This window comes from Treponema phagedenis, from assembly GCF_008153345.1.
Taxonomy (GTDB): domain Bacteria; phylum Spirochaetota; class Spirochaetia; order Treponematales; family Treponemataceae; genus Treponema; species Treponema phagedenis.
The window spans coordinates 924,753-943,010 of the sequence record NZ_CP042818.1; the positions used below are offsets into that span (position 1 = coordinate 924,753).

At 42.7% G+C, this 18,258-nt stretch carries 13 protein-coding genes; 4 read left to right on the forward strand and 9 right to left on the reverse strand.

What is annotated here, in order from left to right:
• Positions 1-57 precede the first annotated feature (57 nt).
• The 4 genes from FUT79_RS04025 to FUT79_RS04040 form a co-directional block, all read right to left on the reverse strand.
• Entirely contained in the window at positions 58-1,857 is a 1,800-nt protein-coding gene (locus tag FUT79_RS04025) for a homoserine O-acetyltransferase/O-succinyltransferase family protein (protein ID WP_024752268.1), read from the reverse strand.
• A gap of 3 nt (positions 1,858-1,860) precedes the next feature.
• Positions 1,861-3,150 (reverse strand): O-acetylhomoserine aminocarboxypropyltransferase/cysteine synthase family protein, encoded by a 1,290-nt coding sequence (locus FUT79_RS04030; RefSeq protein WP_148879877.1) that lies wholly within the window; start codon positions 3,148-3,150, stop codon positions 1,861-1,863.
• A 279-nt stretch (positions 3,151-3,429) separates the two neighbouring features.
• Positions 3,430-4,479, reverse strand: a complete 1,050-nt coding sequence (locus tag FUT79_RS04035; protein WP_483409846.1) for a class I SAM-dependent methyltransferase — start codon at positions 4,477-4,479, stop codon at positions 3,430-3,432.
• Positions 4,476-5,114: a redox-sensing transcriptional repressor Rex gene (locus FUT79_RS04040; protein ID WP_044635019.1), complete on the reverse strand. Its 639-nt coding sequence runs from the start codon at positions 5,112-5,114 to the stop codon at positions 4,476-4,478. Before FUT79_RS04040 ends, FUT79_RS04035 begins: the two co-directional genes overlap by 4 nt.
• 288 nt (positions 5,115-5,402) lie before the next feature.
• Between FUT79_RS04040 and FUT79_RS04045 the strand changes: the two genes are divergently transcribed.
• The gene (locus tag FUT79_RS04045; RefSeq protein WP_148889289.1) at positions 5,403-5,828 is read left to right on the forward strand and encodes a hypothetical protein; all 426 of its coding nucleotides are present in this window, start codon (positions 5,403-5,405) and stop codon (positions 5,826-5,828) included.
• 470 nt (positions 5,829-6,298) lie between these two features.
• Positions 6,299-6,913, forward strand: coding sequence for a 30S ribosomal protein S4 (gene rpsD / locus FUT79_RS04050; RefSeq protein ID WP_024752274.1), 615 nt, complete (start codon positions 6,299-6,301; stop codon positions 6,911-6,913).
• Positions 6,914-6,980: 67 nt separating this feature from the next.
• On the opposite strand, the gene FUT79_RS04055 is transcribed toward rpsD, so the two are convergent.
• The 5 genes from FUT79_RS04055 to FUT79_RS04075 form a co-directional block, all read right to left on the reverse strand.
• Entirely contained in the window at positions 6,981-8,015 is a 1,035-nt protein-coding gene (locus tag FUT79_RS04055) for an ABC transporter ATP-binding protein (protein WP_244951132.1), read from the reverse strand.
• Positions 8,012-8,998, reverse strand: coding sequence for an ABC transporter ATP-binding protein (locus FUT79_RS04060; protein WP_002699863.1), 987 nt, complete (start codon positions 8,996-8,998; stop codon positions 8,012-8,014). Before FUT79_RS04060 ends, FUT79_RS04055 begins: the two co-directional genes overlap by 4 nt.
• Positions 8,999-9,010: 12 nt before the next feature.
• Positions 9,011-10,411: an ABC transporter permease gene (locus tag FUT79_RS04065; RefSeq protein WP_148889291.1), complete on the reverse strand. Its 1,401-nt coding sequence runs from the start codon at positions 10,409-10,411 to the stop codon at positions 9,011-9,013.
• A complete protein-coding gene (locus FUT79_RS04070) occupies positions 10,408-11,448 on the reverse strand; it encodes an ABC transporter permease (protein ID WP_024752277.1) in 1,041 nt (346 codons plus the stop codon). Before FUT79_RS04070 ends, FUT79_RS04065 begins: the two co-directional genes overlap by 4 nt.
• A 150-nt stretch (positions 11,449-11,598) precedes the next feature.
• Complete coding sequence (locus tag FUT79_RS04075) at positions 11,599-14,181, reverse strand: ABC transporter substrate-binding protein (protein ID WP_024752278.1); 2,583 nt, start codon at positions 14,179-14,181, stop codon at positions 11,599-11,601.
• 991 nt (positions 14,182-15,172) lie between these two features.
• On the opposite strand from FUT79_RS04075, the gene FUT79_RS04080 reads away from it, so the two are divergent.
• Together FUT79_RS04080 and FUT79_RS04085 are read left to right on the forward strand one after the other, a co-directional pair.
• Positions 15,173-16,228 carry a ribonucleotide-diphosphate reductase subunit beta gene (locus FUT79_RS04080; protein ID WP_024752279.1) on the forward strand — a complete coding sequence of 352 codons (1,056 nt, stop codon included), beginning with the start codon at positions 15,173-15,175 and terminating at the stop codon, positions 16,226-16,228.
• 536 nt (positions 16,229-16,764) lie between these two features.
• Positions 16,765-18,255: an NAD(P)H-hydrate dehydratase gene (locus FUT79_RS04085; RefSeq protein WP_148889293.1), complete on the forward strand. Its 1,491-nt coding sequence runs from the start codon at positions 16,765-16,767 to the stop codon at positions 18,253-18,255.
• Positions 18,256-18,258: the final 3 nt, after the last annotated feature.

Below are 18,258 nucleotides of genomic sequence, written 5' to 3' on the forward strand. Positions count from 1 at the left end.
TCCCTTATTGTTGATACCCCGATTTGTATAACAGGAAGTTAATTACAAAACGCTCCACTAGTTATCCCGAATTTCCGTACCTTCGGAATCGGGTGCATTTGTGTTAAGTATTTTCAGCGTAATGTTTTTTTCTTTTACCGGCTCAATTGCTTCCCGTTGGTAAATCTGTGCACCGCCTTCAATAATCTGCGTGAGCTCGGTGTAGTTAAGGTGCGGTATTTTTTCCACATTGGGATTTTTCATCGGGTCGCCGGTCATCACACCGTCTACATCGGTCCAGTTTTCATATACGGCGGAGTTTAATGCGCGCGCTAAAATTGAGCCGGTATAATCGGAGCCGCCCCGTTCAAAAATTCTGATAGCCCCCGATTCATCGCTGCCGTAAAAACCGGGTATAACAACTTTTTGCCCCTTCTCGATTTTTTGCCGTATGTTACGATAACTTTTTTCAAGGTCTACCGTTCCCTTTCGGTCAAAGCTGATAAGGTCTTTTGCATCAATAAATTGATAATCCAAATAAGCTGCCATTATTTTTGCATTTAAGTATTCACCGCGGCTTAACACAAAGTCTTTTGATGTTGATTTTTCAATTTCAGAGAATACGGAATCTATTTCCTGCTCAAAATGAGAATCCAAATCTAAATCGTTGACAATTTCCAAAAAGCGATTTTTGCTCATGGTGAGTTTAATTTGCAACTCATCTTTTTTTGTGCTTAAATCCTCTTGCAGCCTTTGTATAACATCGGCAAGCGTGCGTACTTCTTCTTTTAACCGATGTATTTCTATTAAACGATCGGTTATCTTTGTGTCGGAGGGATGCCGTTTCCCCGGAGCTGAAACCACCACAATATCGCGGTCTTCTTTTGCAAGGATAATTTCTTTTACCTTGGCAAACTGTTTTGCATCACTAAGCGATGAGCCGCCGAATTTTGACACACTCTTTTTTTGAATTTCGTTTAAGTCGTAGGGCGTTTCCTGATACACGCAGTAGTTAAGCCAGTTTGAAAAAAAGAGATTACCTGCGGTGCGCCAACGGACTCTGATTGAATTGCCGGGATCGTCTTTATGATAATAGTTTTTCGGAATATCAATCGGGGCTTTTTTATACAGGTCACGAAGATATTCTTTGTGCAAGGTTTCCGCATCATATTCCCAGTGCCCGAATGAGAAGATAAACCGCTGGTCGGTGGTAGCCGCCAAACTGACACCGGTATCCGTTCTATGTGCTAAAACCTGCACATCGGGATGGGCGGCAAAACTTTCCGGATTGACATAACTGTATCGAGACTGCGGCATAAAAAATTCATCGTCAAAGCCTCGTAATAAATTATGCTCTTGCAGTTTTTCGTACCTGAATACTCCGAATATTTTTTTTTCGATGACGGTGCTCGGTATATTGTAGTAATAGTACAAAGCGGCTTGCGCAGACCAACAAATAAACATGGTGGAAAATACATTTGCTTTTGCAAAATCAAAAATCCGCTTTAACTCCTCCCAGTATTTAATGCTATCGTATTCCAATCGTTCAACCGGCGCACCGGTAATAATCATCGCATCGTATTTGTTGTTTTTTATCTCATCATATGTTTTATAAAATTTTTGCAAATGCTCCGCGTCCGCATTTTTTGAGCGGTAACTGTCCATCCGTACTAAATCAATTTTAATCTGTAAGGCGGAGTTGGATAACATTCTCAAAAGTTGAATTTCGGTTTCTTCCTTTTTGGGCATGAGGTTTACAATCGCAATTTGAATTGGACGAATATCCTGCCGCTCAGCCTCTTTTTCACTTTTAAGAAATATTTTTTCTCTTTCTAAAACACTCTTTTCAATGAGATTTTTTGGAATAATTAGCGGCATGTATCAGCTCCTACCCACTACGGAAAAAGCTTGGTCTAAGTCTTTGATAATATCGTCTGCGGATTCAATGCCGACTGAAAGTCTGACCATGTTCGGCAAAATGCCCGCTGCTTTTTGTGCTTCATCGCTTAATTGACGATGCGTCATGCTTGCCGGATGCAAAACATGCGTGCGAAGGTCGCCGACGTGGACAACAAGGGATGCAAGCTCCAACCGGTTAATCCATTTTTTTGTTTCTTCAAGCCCGCCTCGAACGCCGAAAGAAATAACACCGCTTGCGCCATTCGGAAGATATTTTTGCGCAAGCTGATACTCAGGATTGCTTTTTAACAGCGGATAATGCACCCATTCTACCTTCGGATGCGCTTCTAAAAACTCTGCAATTTTTAATGCGTTAGATGAATGCTTTTCCATTCGTAATGCCAATGTTTCCGTCCCGAGATTGGTTAAAAATGCGTTAAACGGGCTCATCGTTGCGCCGAGATCGCGCAAAAACACCACGCGTGCTTTTACAATAAAAGCGGAATTGCCGAACTGCTCCGTATAGCTTAGCCCGTGGTAATTCGGATCGGGATCGGTTAAGCATGAAAATTTCCCATTATTCCACGGGAACTTTCCGCTGTCTACTATTATACCGCCAACGCTTGTCGCGTGTCCGTCCAAATACTTTGTTGACGAATGAGTAATAATGTCCGCACCGAATTCTATCGGCTTGCATAAACAAGGCGTTGCAAAAGTATTGTCTATAAATAAAGGAATATCATGCTCGTGTGCGATTTTTGCAAGCTTTTCAATATCGGCAACTTCCACGCCGGGGTTCCCGATTGTTTCGGCAAACACCAGTTTTGTATTCGGTTTGATAGCCTTTTTTACGGCGTCAAAATCATTTAAAGGAACAAAACTTGCTTCAATACCGAATTTTTTTATCGTAGAGCTGAGGAGCGTATATGTACCGCCGTATAAATTATTCATTGCCACCACGTGCTCCCCGCAGTTACATATGGTTAAAATAGACAAAAGCGTAGCAGCCTGTCCAGAGGAAGTTGTCAAAGCTGCAACGCCGCCTTCAAGCAGCGCAATTTTTTCCTCCAAAGCAGTAAGTGTTGGATTTGATATTCGCGAATACATGTGCCCGTCTTTGGACAAATCAAAAAGAGCCGCCACCTCATCAGCGGTATCATACTTGAACGTTGTGGATTGAAAAATCGGCACAATTCTCGGTTCCCCGTTTTTCGGCGCATAACCGCCCTGCACGCACAAAGTCTCGGTTTTTAATTTTTGTGTTATTGACATATTTCCTCCCGCTTTTACAAAAATAAAATCTTAGAGTATTCATGCCTTGACCATATAGATGCTCGTACTATTTTGCAAATACTTTTGAAATTATTTTTATAAATTATACTATAAGCTCGCATTATACGCTATGAAATTTTAAAATACAAGTAAGCCTGAGGCGCTTTCCGGGAAAACATTCTTTTGATAACTCAATGAGTGCGACACAACGCAACGGTGAGCAATTTACCATACTAATGTGTATTGTACAGGCTTGGGGCAGCCCTTAGACCTGGCGGTTTATGCTTCGCCGAGATTCAGATGACCGGGTGGGTAGTTTGTTTTTTCTATTTTCCATAAAGAATGAATTCTTTTGTTGCGAAAATCTTCAGGGATTGAGGCGGCGCTTTTGTCGGTGATTTTTAAGGGGTACGGGCTTGCGTTGCTTAGGCTTTGTGCGGAAAATGCAAGTCTGCGTGAATTTGAGGAAAAATAAAGGACGCCATTTTTGTGCAGCACTTGCAAACAGCTCAAACAAAGATTTAGCCAATCTCTATTTATATCAAAAAAATCGCTGCTCCGTTTTGAATTTGAAAAGGTTGGCGGATCGCAAATGATAATATCCCATTTTTTTCTGTCTTCCGCCGCTTTTTGTAAAAACTGTATCACATCCGCATGAATAAAAGAATATCGTTTTGTATCGGTAAATCCGTTTAGCTGCATGTTTTTTTGCGCACGGCTTAAATATGTTTTTGATAAATCTACCGAATCAATTGCGGCAGCTCCACCCGAGGCTGCATGTACGGTAAAAGCACCGGTATAACAGAATAAATTTAATATTTTTTTGTTGGCGGCAATTTGTGAAAGATGCAAGCGCAAGGGGCGATGATCTAAAAAAAGTCCGGTATCAAGATAGTCAGAAAGATTAATAATAAATTTGCAGGCGCCCTCAGGAACAATGATCTCTGTATGTAATTCTTTTATCTTTTCGTATTGAGCGAGTCCGGATTGTCGTTTTCGCAGTTTTATAAAAATATTATGCACAGGAGTTTCAAGAATATCGGCAGCTGTTTTTGCCATTATATCAAGCCAACGTTCTTCTTCTTTTGGGTTCTTTACATAAGGGCGTTCATACAAAGCCAACACTGCAAAACGCGCTTCCGGCTCTTGCTGTATATATACATCAACGGCAAGAGGGATTTCGGGGATATCTTTATCATATAAACGATAGGCAAATATCTTATTTTTCTCTGCCCATTTTCGCAGTATTTTATACCGCTTAATGAGGCGGTTTGAAAAAAATATTATTTGTTGTTGCTCTTTTTCCGTACCATGCTCCGAAACGTTTATTGTGCATCGCGCGTGTTCATCATTACACCGAGCATTGCATATCCTGAAGTTAGATCTTCTTTTTCGACGAGGACATGCGGCGGTACTTTAATTTTTACGTTGGTAAAATTCCAAAAGACATCGATACCGGCTTTGACAATATTGTCGGCAACCGCTTGAGCTTCGGAGGAGGGAAGGGTTAATAGTGCAATAACTGGGTTAAGTTCTTTTATTTTTTCGGCAATGAAGTCTATTGAAAAAACCGGCACATCGTGAATGGTTTTGCCTATTTTTCCGGGATCGGAATCAAAGGCGGCAACAATTGAAAGTCCGTGGCTTTTAAATTCCTGATATCCTGCAAGAGCTGTTCCCAAACTGCCTGCACCGACTATAATTGCTTTTCTGACGGTATTCCAGCCGAGGAAATTTTCTATGGCATCAATAAGAGCCTTAATGGGATAACCTTTTTTCGGTTTACCGATAATGCCGGTAATAGCTAAATCTTTTCGTACTTGAATTGCTTCAAGATGAAGCTCTTCGGCAATAACGGTTCCGGAGATAAATTCCTGGCCTTCGGCTTCCGCCTGACGAATAATATACATGTATGACGGTAACCGTCGAATAGACGGAACCGCAGGGATTTTCAGCTTATTCATTGTTTTACCTCTATATTTAGGAAACATCGAATGTAAGCGTACCATAAAAAGCCCTCATGGTCAAGGAGAGTCAGTATATAAAAAAAGGGCGAAATAATAAAAAAAAGCACACGTAGTTTAAAAATAGCGATAAAAGAGCGCTTACGGTATATTTTATGTACATAAACTAACGTAATAATAGCAAACATAAAAAAAACATAAAAAACACTTGACATTTTAATTCCACGATGTATACTGATGCTATCTTAACTATAACAAAGCATACGAATGCTTAGAAGGAGTGTGTCTATGAAGAAGACAAATTTTTTGGTATCGGCAGCATTGCTGATGGTAATTGGTTTAACCTTTGTTGGTTGCGGAAGCAACATTGACGCAGGCTTAAGAAAGCATGAAATGTGGCAGGCGCAGCATAATCATAATTTAGAAGCTGAGCAAACGCTGAACGGCATCATTGATGGGATCTTAGCTAAGTTAGAGGCTGGTGAGAATGTAGTTTCCAAAGCGGCTATTGATGCAAAAGTTCAAAAGGCGAATGAGGCGCTTAAACGTAAGGAAGGTGGCTTCTATACTAAAGTTAAAGCAGCTGTAATTAGCTATAAAGGCGACGAGATTAAAAAAAGTGATTATTGGCATGCTGTAAAGGGTGAAGTAATAATGGATGAAGATGCGCATGCAAGAATTGCGAAATTATTCAGCTTGAAAATAGGCAAATAAGCTGCTGGTTGCAGTCTAAAAATCAAATAAATTTATTTGGAAAAACACAGCGGGTTTGTAAAAACCGCTGTGTTTTTTTATATCCGTGGCAAAATTGTTTTTTACGTTGGAAGGTTTACCTTCTTTGTTTTGCCCGCAAGTTAAAAAACACCGCGTAAGGTGCGGCAGTTTTAAAATCGTTTAAAATCAGTACGGGCGAAGTTTTCCTTCGCCTAAAAGCGGGGTTCAAGGGGTAGCTACCCCTTGTTCATGCGTGCCCTGACAAACGCAACCGCTTACTTGACAAAAGAGTCGATTTGCCGCATAATTACCACATTCTTTATCCTGTGAAGCTTTTTGGAAAGCGCGGCTTGTTTTTTAAAAGGCTTTTAACAGTTTTTGCATAAGCGTTCCCGTAAATTGTGCAAAAACGGGGTAGGGGTATCAAGCTTATTTTAAGCAAATAAAACTACATGTATATGAGGTATACGATGGCAGTAAAACAGCCTAAGGGTAAAATTGTACGAAGACTTGGCGTGAATATTTTCGGGAATCCGAAATACAGTAAGCTTTTAGACAAGAAGCCGAACGGTCCCGGAAAGGTGCGCGGGGCAAAATCACGCGGTAAGATGTCCGTTTACGGGGAACAGTTAAAAGAAAAGCAGAAATTCCGCTTTGCCTATGGAATGTCGGAGCGGCAATTCAGAAATTTGTTTGCCAAGGCGCAGCAAATGAAGGGCGTAACCGGCGACAACATGCTTTCTCTTATGGAGCAGCGGCTTGATAATACTATCTACAGAATGGGTTTTGCAATAAGCCGTGCACAAGCTCGCCAGATGGTTTCTCATGCGTATTTCTTAATTAACGGAAAACCTGCAAATATTCCTTCAATGCGAATAAAAGCAAATGATGTAATAACATCAAAGGACAAAAAGGGAATCCAAAATCTTATTCGCCATAACTTAAGTCTTTCTCACGGATCACGGGGAAGCTGGCTTGCGGTTGACGAAGAAAATCTTTCGGCTACCGTTTCAATTCTTCCCTCGGCAACGGATATTCAGCCGGTAGGCAATATCCAGTACGTTGTTGAATACTATTCGCGATAATTCGTACTGTATAAAAAAAGACCGATGCAACGCATCGGTCTTTTTTTATCTCTCCGTAAAAAATAATTTAACTTTGTAATTCCTTTGCACGAATGCAGGCGTGATAATGCCCGTTGCCTATGTCGACAAATTCCGGTTCGGGACCCGCCTTACACGCATCAATTGCATAGGGGCAGCGGGTGTGAAAGCGGCAGCCGGGCGGGATATCCGCTGGCGAAGGAATTTCTCCGGAAATAGGGAGCGTCTTAATCTGACTTAACCGATCGGGGTCAGGTTCGGGAACCGCCGCAATTAAGGCCTTTGTGTACGGGTGCTGCGGATTTTCAATAACATCGTTTGCCTCGCCCAGTTCAATAATTTTGCCTAAATACATGACGGCAATTCTGTCGGTAAAATAACAGGCGGTTGAAAGGTCGTGCGTTATATACAAATAGGTCAGTCCCAAAGAACGCTGTACATCTTTCATCATATGCAGAATTTCCGCGCGGGTGGAAAGGTCAATCATGGAAACAGGCTCATCGGCAACAATGAGTTCGGGGTTAAGGATCAGCGTTCTTGCCGTTGCAATACGCTGACGCTGCCCTCCTGAAAGCATGTGCGGATACCGATACATAAATTCTTCCGGAGGATTCAGTTTTACCTCTTTTAAAGCCTGAATGATTTTTTCTTCCGTTTCTTGATGGTTCCCGCGAAGTTTATGAATAATAAGCGGCTCTTCCAAAACATCTTTTACCTTAAATCGGGGGTTCATTGACGCATAGGGATCCTGAAAAATCATTTGAACCTGCCTGCGATACAGTTCTGTTCTGTTTTTATCGGTGTTTGTAACATTTTCACCGTTAAAGAAAATATCCCCCTCAGTTACCGAATGGAGCTTCATAACAATTTTTCCGATTGTTGTTTTGCCTGAGCCGGACTCTCCGATAAGTCCGAATATTTCCCCGCGCCGCAACTGTAAGCTTATATTGTCAACCGCTTTGACCGGATTACTTGCTTTTCCTCTGAGGGCTTGGGTAAACCCCTGATGAGGCGCAAAGTATTTTTTAACATTTTTCAGCTCAAGGATGATATCATTCGGATCAATTTTTTTCTCAGCACTCATTTTATACACCTCCAACATGCAACGTGATGACTGGGCTCAATTTCAATGAGCGGCGGTTCTTCTTCTTTACACTTGTCCATCACGCAATGACAGCGCGGATGGAATCTGCAGCCGGTAGGCGGACTGATAAGATCCGGCGGCGTTCCGGGAATATATGAAAGTTCATCTGTTTTTTTATGCAGCAAGGGGGTTGCCTGCAAAAGTTTTTGCGTATACGGATGCATCGGGCCTTGCGCACCGTAAATTTGCGCATTGGTGCCGAGCTCCGCTATTTTACCCGCATACATAACGCAGATTCTGTCGGATATTTCAGCTTCAAGCGCAAGGTCGTGCGTTATAAAAATAAAGGATAAGTTAAACTGTTGTTTTAATGTTTTTAAAAGATTCATAATTTGAGCCTGCATAATAACATCCAAGGCGGTGGTAGGCTCATCAAGTATAACAACCTTTGGCTGCAAAAAGAGTCCCGATGCAATAACAACACGCTGCTTCATCCCGCCCGATAATTCATGCGGGTATCGGTTTAAAACTTCAGGCGATAAGCCGACATGCGTCAAATACTGTTCCATGAGTTCTAAGGCTTGTTTTTCGTCCATCGGTTTGTGTTCTCGCAGGGTCTCAAGCATTTGCTTTTTGATGGTGTACACCGGTGTCAGACTATTCATCGCTCCTTGGAATACCATGGCAATTTGTTCCCAGCGTACATTCTTTCGTGTTTCTTTGTCGGAAAGTTCTACAATATTTCTGCCGCCGATAATAATTTCAGAACCCGGCTCTATTCTTCCGGGAGGTGTGGGCATGTTTAACAGGGCAGTGCCGGTAGTGGTTTTTCCACAGCCTGATTCTCCTACCAGCCCAAGCGTTTCGCCCTCGTGTAAATCAAAGGAAATATTATCAAGAGCTTTTACCACACCCTTTGAAGTGTAGTAATACAAGCGTAAATTCTTAACTTTGAGTATAGGTTCCCGTTCGGTTTTTTCCATAAGATAACTCCCTTAGCGTGTTCGTAATTTTGGATGCAAGATTTTATCCATTGCGAAGCCTAAGAACGCAAAGGTCATTCCCATAAGCGCAATGAATAGTCCCGGAGGAATAATCCACCACCAAAGGCCGTTTAAGGTTGCGCCCGAAACTTGTGCATCGTGTAATATCTGTCCCCAGGTAACAATTGTCGGGTCTCCTAATCCAAGCAAGGAAAGAGAGGCTTCAAAAACAATTGTGCCCGGTACATTCAACGCCATACTCGCAAAGGAGTAGGGTAACAAAAGCGGCATCATGTGTTTAAAAATAATTCTCCATTTACCGCTGCCGAGCGCTTTAGCCGCCTCAATATAGGTTTCTTCTTTTATTTGTAATGCCATTGAGCGCACTGTTTTTACCGGCCCGACCCAACTGAAAATAATCAAGGCAAGCACAATAACCCAGATGCTCGGTTTAAATGCGGCGGAAACAACAATTAACACCGGCAATATCGGAATCGAAACAAAGATTTCAAAAATAAAGGAGAGCATTGTGTCGACAAACCCTCCGAAATACGCACTAACAATGCCGTACAGTACTCCGATAAGTACCGATATCATGCTGGTAATAATTCCGATAAAAAGTGCCCATTTAAGACCTGCAATAATCCCTGAAAAAACATCCCGTTTTTGAATATCCGTACCGAGCACACCCGATACTTTTCCGGCAATAATGATTTTCGGATTCGTAAAACCGTTGTCCGCATTTGCGGCAATGCTTTCCGGTATTGATACTTTAAAGGTATAAACACCTTTTAAGGCTTCTTTTTTGCGCAGCATATCCCGTTCCGCTTTTGAAAACAGTATTTCTGTGGGACGGGCGTTTCCCGAGGCAGAGCTTGCACCGTGACTTTGGGCAAACTGGCGGGTTGCAGATCGTCCGTCAGCCTGTGTGGAAAAACGGATTGATTCATGTACCGCATTTTGTTTTTGAAACTGTCCGAGGTGCAGCTCCTCTCCGTCCGGTCTTATAACCTCTATATTGAAAAAGACCTTCTTGTTGCCCTGCACTCGGAATATAATATCAGCCGGTGCAAGGTCTGCGGTATAATTATATTCAAAATTATAAGTTTTAACCGCTCCGTAATGCGGATTGATTTCGTCTTTTTCAGAAAAATCGGTAATTTCCATTGTTTTTGCTGATTTTTTTGAAGAAAACCAATTTGTCCATGCGGGAGCCGCACCGGCGGGGTTGTCCTGCCAATAATCAATACTGCGCCATTTGGTATTTGCCTCTCGATAGGGAAGGAAAAAAGGCTCAAAGATAACTACCAGCAGCGAAAACAAAAGTATTCCAAGTCCGATAAGACCTGTTTTTTCTTTTTTAAAATCATTCCAGAATTCTTTTAATTTCCATGTAAAATCATTTAGCGTCATGCTTTTCCGCCTACCTTAATACGAGGATCCAAAAAACCGTAAATTAAATCAAGAATAACCAAACCTGCCTGATACACGCCCGTTGTGATTGCAAGGTTTCCCATCAAAACGGGAATATCGTTTTGTTGCACGGCAATCCAATAAAGGTTTCCAAGTCCCGGCCATGAGAAAATACCTTCAAAAATAATAGCCCCCGAAATAGAGGCGAGCAGGGAAAGCAACACCATGGTAACAAGTGGCGGGGCCGCAGAGCGCAAGGTATGTCCGTACAAAACTTTTTTCTCGGGGATTCCGCGCGCACGGGCGCTCATAATAAAGTCTTCCTGTAAGGTACCGAGCACAAGGTTTCTAATCATAAATGAAGTACCCCAAAATCCGAGCAGAACAAGGGTCATAATCGGAAGAATCATATGCCAGATTCTGTCTAAAACAAAGAAAATTCCCGTGGGAGTCGGTACGGAATTGACTCCGCCTGAAGGAAATAAGCGTAAGATATAGACAAAAAACAGTATTAAAATCATGCCGAACCACCATGAGGGCATGCCGTAAATAATCATGGTCATTAAACTGGTAGTTTTATCCAGTTTGCCGCCCGGTTTTTGCGCTTTTTTTAAACCGAGCCAAAATCCTAAAAAGATTTGCAAAATAATCGCAGTGGTAAACAGAAGCATAGTGCGTGGCAATGCTTCCATTACGATAGTAAAAACATCCTGACTTCCTTTTGCCGATCGAATAATAGTTGATTTGCCGAATCTGAATGTTAAAATATTGATTGCATTAAAAACAACTCGTTCCGCAAGCGGTTTGTCAAGCTTATACAATTGGATTAAGTCTTTCTCTCGTAACTTGCGCCAATGAAACATTTGTTCAGCAGTCATGTTTCGTAGTGACTGACTTTCCATTTTGATTTGTTCGCTGATTAATGCGCGCTGGGTACGTTCGGTTATTTGGTTAAATAAGAAAGAAAAAACAAAAATGAGCAGGGCATACATGAGCAAGCCGCGCAGTATACGTTTAATCGCATACTTTTTATACATACTGAACCAGCCTCCAAGAAATGCGTAAACAGAAGTTGCCGGATAAACACCTTATATTTACGAAAAAAATACAAGATAGAGCTGCAAACGCAGCTCTATCTATTTTTGTTTTAACTATTTAAAAATAAAAGCAGTGACCATTTATAAAAATTATAAAAGGTTTAATTTTACCGATGTAACCGATGGAGCATCTTTATCTTTCTCGATGAAAGAGATAACTACCACGGTATAATCTATTCCTTTTTGAAGTTTTGCCATGTCGGCTGCGGGAATAGCCGCAACAAACTTGCCGTCACTTTTCTTGGAAGCAGGATAAACATTTTCTGTGCCGTCTGTTTGCTGCAAGTGAATTTCCACTGTGCCGCCTGAAAGCGGTTTGTAATCAATTTCAGGATATACGAATTCCGAAACGTTAATTTCAAATTCCGCGTCTTTATCAGCACTCGGGGCAGATGGCAGTTTTACATGCTCGATTGCCGTTGCTTTTTGCGAAAACTGTGCCGGCCAGTAGCGGCTGTCATAAGGATAGTCCCTAAACGCATCGGCAATAACCGAGTTTGTGGTTGTGTCAATTTTGGTAAGCATTATCGGACCGTTTGAAATATAGGCATGACCGTATTTTTCGATAAAGGCGATGCTTGCCTTATATCGCTCAAGGGCTTCTTCTTCAGTTATTAAACCTTTAAGAGAAACGGGGATATGTTTTTGCTCTACAAATTCGGCAAGCTTTGCTTTAATGTCGGCAACATGTGCGGGAGTTAATATATCAACCTCTGTTCCGGTGTCTTTTGCAAAAGAGTAGGCGGTACCGCTTGCCGATCCGTGCACCACCATTTCCGCAAGTGCTTCATAAATTTCCCAAGGGCAAACAATTCTCCTTCCGGGAGCTCCCGCTTGTACCCCTACAGCGCCAACGTTTGAAACAGTTCTGTTCATATCGGGGGCAAAAAAGTAATTAACATACGAAACGATAGAACCGTCATCACTAAAGACCACTCCCTTGATGTTTTTCAAGGCGTCCAGGGTACTTTCCGAAAGAGCGGAGTCATAGTATTTATCATCATCGCCGTCTTTTATTGCCCATTCACGCGAAAACGCATGTGCATAGCGGGCATCGATATTGGTAACCGGCAGTCCGGTATGCCAGCGATATCCGTCATAAAGTTTTCCCGATGCTGCTACCGAAACGGTAAAGCCGCTGCCTACTTTTTTCCATTCTTTTGTTTTTGTATCGTATAATACCGCATCGGCAGGAACCTCAACATCACCACCCATAGAACCGTCGGGTAAGAGTTTCGGCGCTACTTTTGCCGAGTCAACATCATAGGTTGAAAGAAGGGGAATATCGATAGCACTGTTCGGTGCTTCATCGGTTTTGGTGTCTGAGCAGGGATTTGCAACCATAGTGGAGAATACATCGGCAAAGCCGCCTTTCCCTACCGGATCCCAAGGAGACATAAACAAACCGCCTCGTGATGAATAGCTTACCACGCGTAAAACTTTTTGCCCTTTAAAAGCACCGTCGGTGTCGGGTTTTACATCAGCCGAATTGATAGACCAGTTGTTTAATCCGTCGCCAAGTCCGTAGAGCATACGCTTGTTAAAGCGAGCCTTGTTTGCAACAAAGCTGTCAAGGTTTGAGCAAACGTAGATTCGAACAGCTTCTTCAAGTCCGATTTTTTGAGCCTCAAGGTTGTCGCGCCAATATTCTTCGGTGGTAAGGAATTGACCGTTCAAGCCTTTTTTACCAAGCTCATCAAGTTTTTTATGAGTGTAATTCCAGTTGCCTTCTTCAGCACCTCCGGGCATGTATCCGTAGTACGGTGCATACATCTGCGAAAGCGAAATATCCCACCAACGGCGGGTTGCGCCTGCGCCCCAGCCTTCGGTATACAGGGTCCACGCATAATCGGCGGGATTTCCCTGATATACGGTACCATTAGCCTTTACGCGGTCCCACTCAAGCTGTTCAACGGCAAAGCCCGCTTTTTCAAGCTGAGCTGCAATATATCTTCCTTCAAGCAGACGTCCGTTCGGGTCATCTACGCGGATAACAAATTTAACTGTAACATCTTTTCCATTGTACTGCCAAAATTTCGGCCCCTTTACCAGTTTTCCCTTGTTTTGGGGAAGAGCTGCAGCTGCCTGCATTGCCGCATCAATATCGGCAATAGCCTTTGTTTCATCGCCTGTTTCGGTCATACCGAGTTTTGCGGGGATAAGATTATACTGATATGTCCCCGGCTGGCCGACTGTCATGGAAGTCATCTGCGGCATGCCTTCGCCTAAAAGGATTTCATCAACAATTTTTTTGCGGTCAATAAGCCAGTTCAGCGCATAGCGTACTTCCCGTACCGCAAGAGGATTGAACACTGTCTCTCCGCTTGGAATTTTTACGGTATACGGAGCCTTATTCGGAATAGGATTGGTAATCAATGACCATGCTCCTGAAGGTACCCTGTATACATCAAGTTTGTCGCGGTCGGTATCGCTTAAAGCACTCATAATCGATGGCGGAACCGCCTGGAAAAACACATCAGAGCGTCCCTCCACTACATCTTTAACCGCAAGCGATTCGTCCATGCTGACAGTAAAAATAACCTTATCGACAATGGAACCGTTCCCGCTCTCTTTACCTTCTGTTGCTCCTTCTGATTTTGCACAGGCGGCAAAGCCTATCGCAAATACCGAAAGGGCAAGCAGCGAAAACCGAATTACCCTAGATTTCTTCATAAATCCTCCTCGCGTGCATAACGCACATTTGTATTGATTTTTGCATAAATAGATTATACAGAATACCATGAAAACATAATTTTTTCTTTCTGTCAAGAAAAGGAGTAAAAATATGCATAAATCTTGTATATATTTGTAATATTTATGCAAAAATAAGAAAATTTTAAAAAGTTTGAGTTTTTTTGAGCAAAAGCATTTTTTGCCTTAGGCAGCAATTGTTTTTCTCATGATTTTAACGAAAATCTATTTGTTTTGTAAAAAGAATTCTAACTTGCATATAAAAATCTTATTCGGTATACTTGCAGAATATTGCTAAATGTATGCAAGTTTTATTTTTCCTTATTCAAAAAATAAAGAAAAATGAATTGTGGAATATTTTGCTGTGCATAGCGGCTTTTTTATAGGATGCGCTGCTCATCTTGACCACAAAGAGGCAGCATTGTTTGCAGCGGACAAGTTTTAACGCACTCAAAAAAAAGCGCAGTGCTTTCAGATATTGCTGATTGTATGTAGGTTGTACGGCTTGGTTTTGAGCTTACCGTACAACCTACGGGCTAAAAACTTTTTTCGGAATTTTATAATTCCTCAAAAACTTTTTATAGGAGTAAAGACTCCCCAAGCCGTCTGAAATAGCGCCGGCTCGGGGAGTCGACGAGTTTCGGCTTTGCCGTATGGTGTCGAAACGTCGCGGATTGTATGTAAATTGTAAGACTTGGTATAAAAGCTGTGTCTTACAATTTACGGGCTAAAAACTTTTTTCGGAATTTTATAATTCCTCAAAAACTTTTTATAGGAGTAAAGACTCCCCAAGCCGTCTGAAATAGCGCCGGCTTGGGAGTCGACGAGTTTCGGCTTTGCCGTATGGTGCCGAAACGTCGCGGATTGTATGTAAATTGTAAGACTTGGTATAAAAGCTGTGTCTTACAATTTACGGGCTAAAAACTTTTTTCGGAATTTTATAATTCCTCAAAAACTTTTTATAGGAGTATATATGATACAAGATTCTACCATATTGGAACGGCGGGCTTTGTTTAATGAGCACGGGGATGTTGAGCTTCATAAGCGAAGGATGATCGGGGGAAATACTACGAACCTGAATGATTTTAATAATTTAAAATATCCATGGGTGAGTGAGTGGTACCGGCAGGCGATGAATAATTTCTGGATACCCGAAGAAATCAATATGAATACCGATGTACAGGATTATCGCAAACTGTCAAAGGCGGAAAAAACCGCATACGATAAAATCCTTTCGTTTTTAATTTTTTTAGATAGCATTCAAACGGCGAATCTTCCCAATGTCGGACAGTATATTACCGCAAATGAGGTAAACTTGTGCTTAACCATACAAGCGTTTCAAGAGGCGGTACACTCGCAAAGTTACAGCTACATGCTCGACACTATCTGTTCCCCCGAAGAGCGCAACGATATTCTTTATCAATGGAAAGATGATGAACACCTGCTTGCCCGCAATAAATTTATCGGGAATCTTTACAATGAGTTTGTTAATGACAAAAGTGCGCTTGCGCTGGTGAAAGTTGCGGTTGCAAATTACATCCTTGAAGGAGTGTATTTTTATTCGGGCTTTATGTTTTTTTACAACCTTGGGCGAAATAACAAAATGCCCGGTTCTGTACAGGAAATCCGCTATATCAACCGCGATGAAAACACGCATCTTTGGCTTTTCCGCTCAATTATTCAAGAGCTTCAAAAAGAAGAGCCGCAGCTTTTTACCCCCGAAAACATCGAAATGTTCCGCGCAATGATAAAAGAAGGCTGCGAGCAAGAAATAAAATGGGGGCATTATGTTATCGGTGATGATATTCCCGGCTTAAATAAACAAATGATAACCGATTATATTCAATATTTGGGAAATCTCCGCTGCGAAAACCTTGGCTTTGAGCCCTTGTATGAAGGTCATCGCGAAGAGCCCGCCTCGATGAGTTGGGTAAGCCAATACAGCAATGCGAACCTCATCAAAACCGACTTTTTTGAGGCAAAATCAACGGCATACGCAAAATCTTCCGCAATGGTTGATGACCTGTAAACTTGAGCAATTATAGGGCTTTTTTACAAACTCGTGTAATGTTCTATGATTAACGTACGGGTACGCTGATAGAAGCATTAACAGACGGCTTACGGTTCAGCATTCCTCTGGTAAGTTTGCCCACCCGTGCGAATTCCAAACGATGTTTAAAAGCATCAACACTGTTTTGTAAAATTGAAGCTTTTAAACTCGTAGGCGAAGCGAAGGCAAATTATTAACGCTTTGCCCTATGGTAAGTTTGCCCACCGTTGTTAAAATCAGAACGGGCACGGGCGCCCGTGGTTCCAAACAGAAATGAGTTTTGTCCGTACAAAAATGTAAAAGGGCAAAACTCATTGTGAAGCATTGTACACGGACGTCAAAATCAGAACTGCCACGGATGGCAAAATGAAACCGTTGTGTCAAGCTCCTTTTTATAATAGGGAGTTAATAGAAGTTTTCAAGCTCATGGGTTTGGTTGACATGGGCGGCAAAAACTAAACTGTTGTGATACGGCAACTCGCTTAAATTACGCCGGCGGAATTAAGGAGATGGAAATGCAAAAAGTATTTGATTCGCTTAGAAAAGCTGATATCGAATCGGCGGAACGGCACGATATGCGGGACGGCTTTTTAATGGAAAATGCGGCGCGCGGCACTGCCGAAAAAATAAAAGCCCTTATCGAAAGCGGTTTTTGCCGGACGCATAAGCCGCTTATACAAATTGTCTGCGGTTCGGGCGATAACGGCGGGGACGGTTTGGCTCTTGCGCGTATGCTTGCGGATTACGCAAAGCTTATCGTTGTGCAGGTTAAAGAGCCGAAATCTCCGTTATGCAAGCTGCAAGCAAAGAGGCTGTGCTCAGTCGGGATTGAGGTTGCGGATACTATTGCGCCGGTGTCGGATATCCTCATTGATGCGCTTATCGGTACGGGCTTGGAAACTCAGCTGAATGAAGAGACAATCCAAATTATCGAAAAAATGAATGCGGTAAAAACCGCTGCGGGCACCGATGCGTATGGAATTGCCATTGATATGCCGAGCGGGCTCAACATGCAGGGCATTCCGTCTCCGGTATGTTTTCAGGCGGAGTGTACCTATTCGATGGGCGCATTGAAAACGGCGTTTTACTCCGATTATGCAAAAGATTTTGTTAAACGGATTGAGTGTATTGACCTCGGTATTCCGCGCAGTGTTTATGAAAGCGCTGCGGAGCAAAGCGATACAACTGCGGTGCTTGAACCGCAGGATCTGTGTTTGCCCGTGCGAAAAAAGCAGAATACGTATAAAACATCTTATGGGCACGCACTCTTTTTTTGCGGAGAAAAAGAAGGTGCCTGCTGTTTAGCTGCTTCCGCCGCCCTGCATTTCGGCTCGGGGCTTGTGAGCCTTTGCGGCAATAAGCCGGTGCCGCTTCCCTTTGATTTTATGTTTAACGAATACGCTTTGACTCAACCTTTGCAAGCTTATTCCGCTATTGCACTCGGTTCCGGCTTGGGGGAACAATATACGGAAAACGCCTTGGCTTTTTTGCAGCGGGAAGAACTGCAAAACATGCCGCTTGTCCTTGATGCGGATATTCTTCATCAGCCTGAGTTGGTGCGGCTTTTGCCGAATTTCCGAAAAACCGTGCTGACGCCGCATCCGAAAGAGTTTGCAAGTTTATTACGCAGCGCCGGTGCAGCTGATGCCGATGTTCAAACTGTGCAGGAAAACAGGTTTGCGCTTTTGCGGAATTTGAGCAAAGAATTCCCGCAGACGGTGATTATCCTTAAAGGAGCAAATCCGCTTATTGCGCAAAACGGTACGATCATGATAAATCCGCTCGGCACAAACGCCCTTTCAAAGGCGGGTACCGGGGACGTGCTTGCCGGTTTGGTAACCGCCCTCCTTGCGCAAGGCTTAGCCCCGTTTGAGGCGGCAGTACAGGCAAGTCTTGCCCACGCAACAGCTTCCCGTTTTGCGGTCAGCTCCTATGCGCTTACCGCAACCAAACTTATCGAGCTTTGCGCACAGCTGCCCGAGCTTATAATAAAAGAAGCTGATTGAACC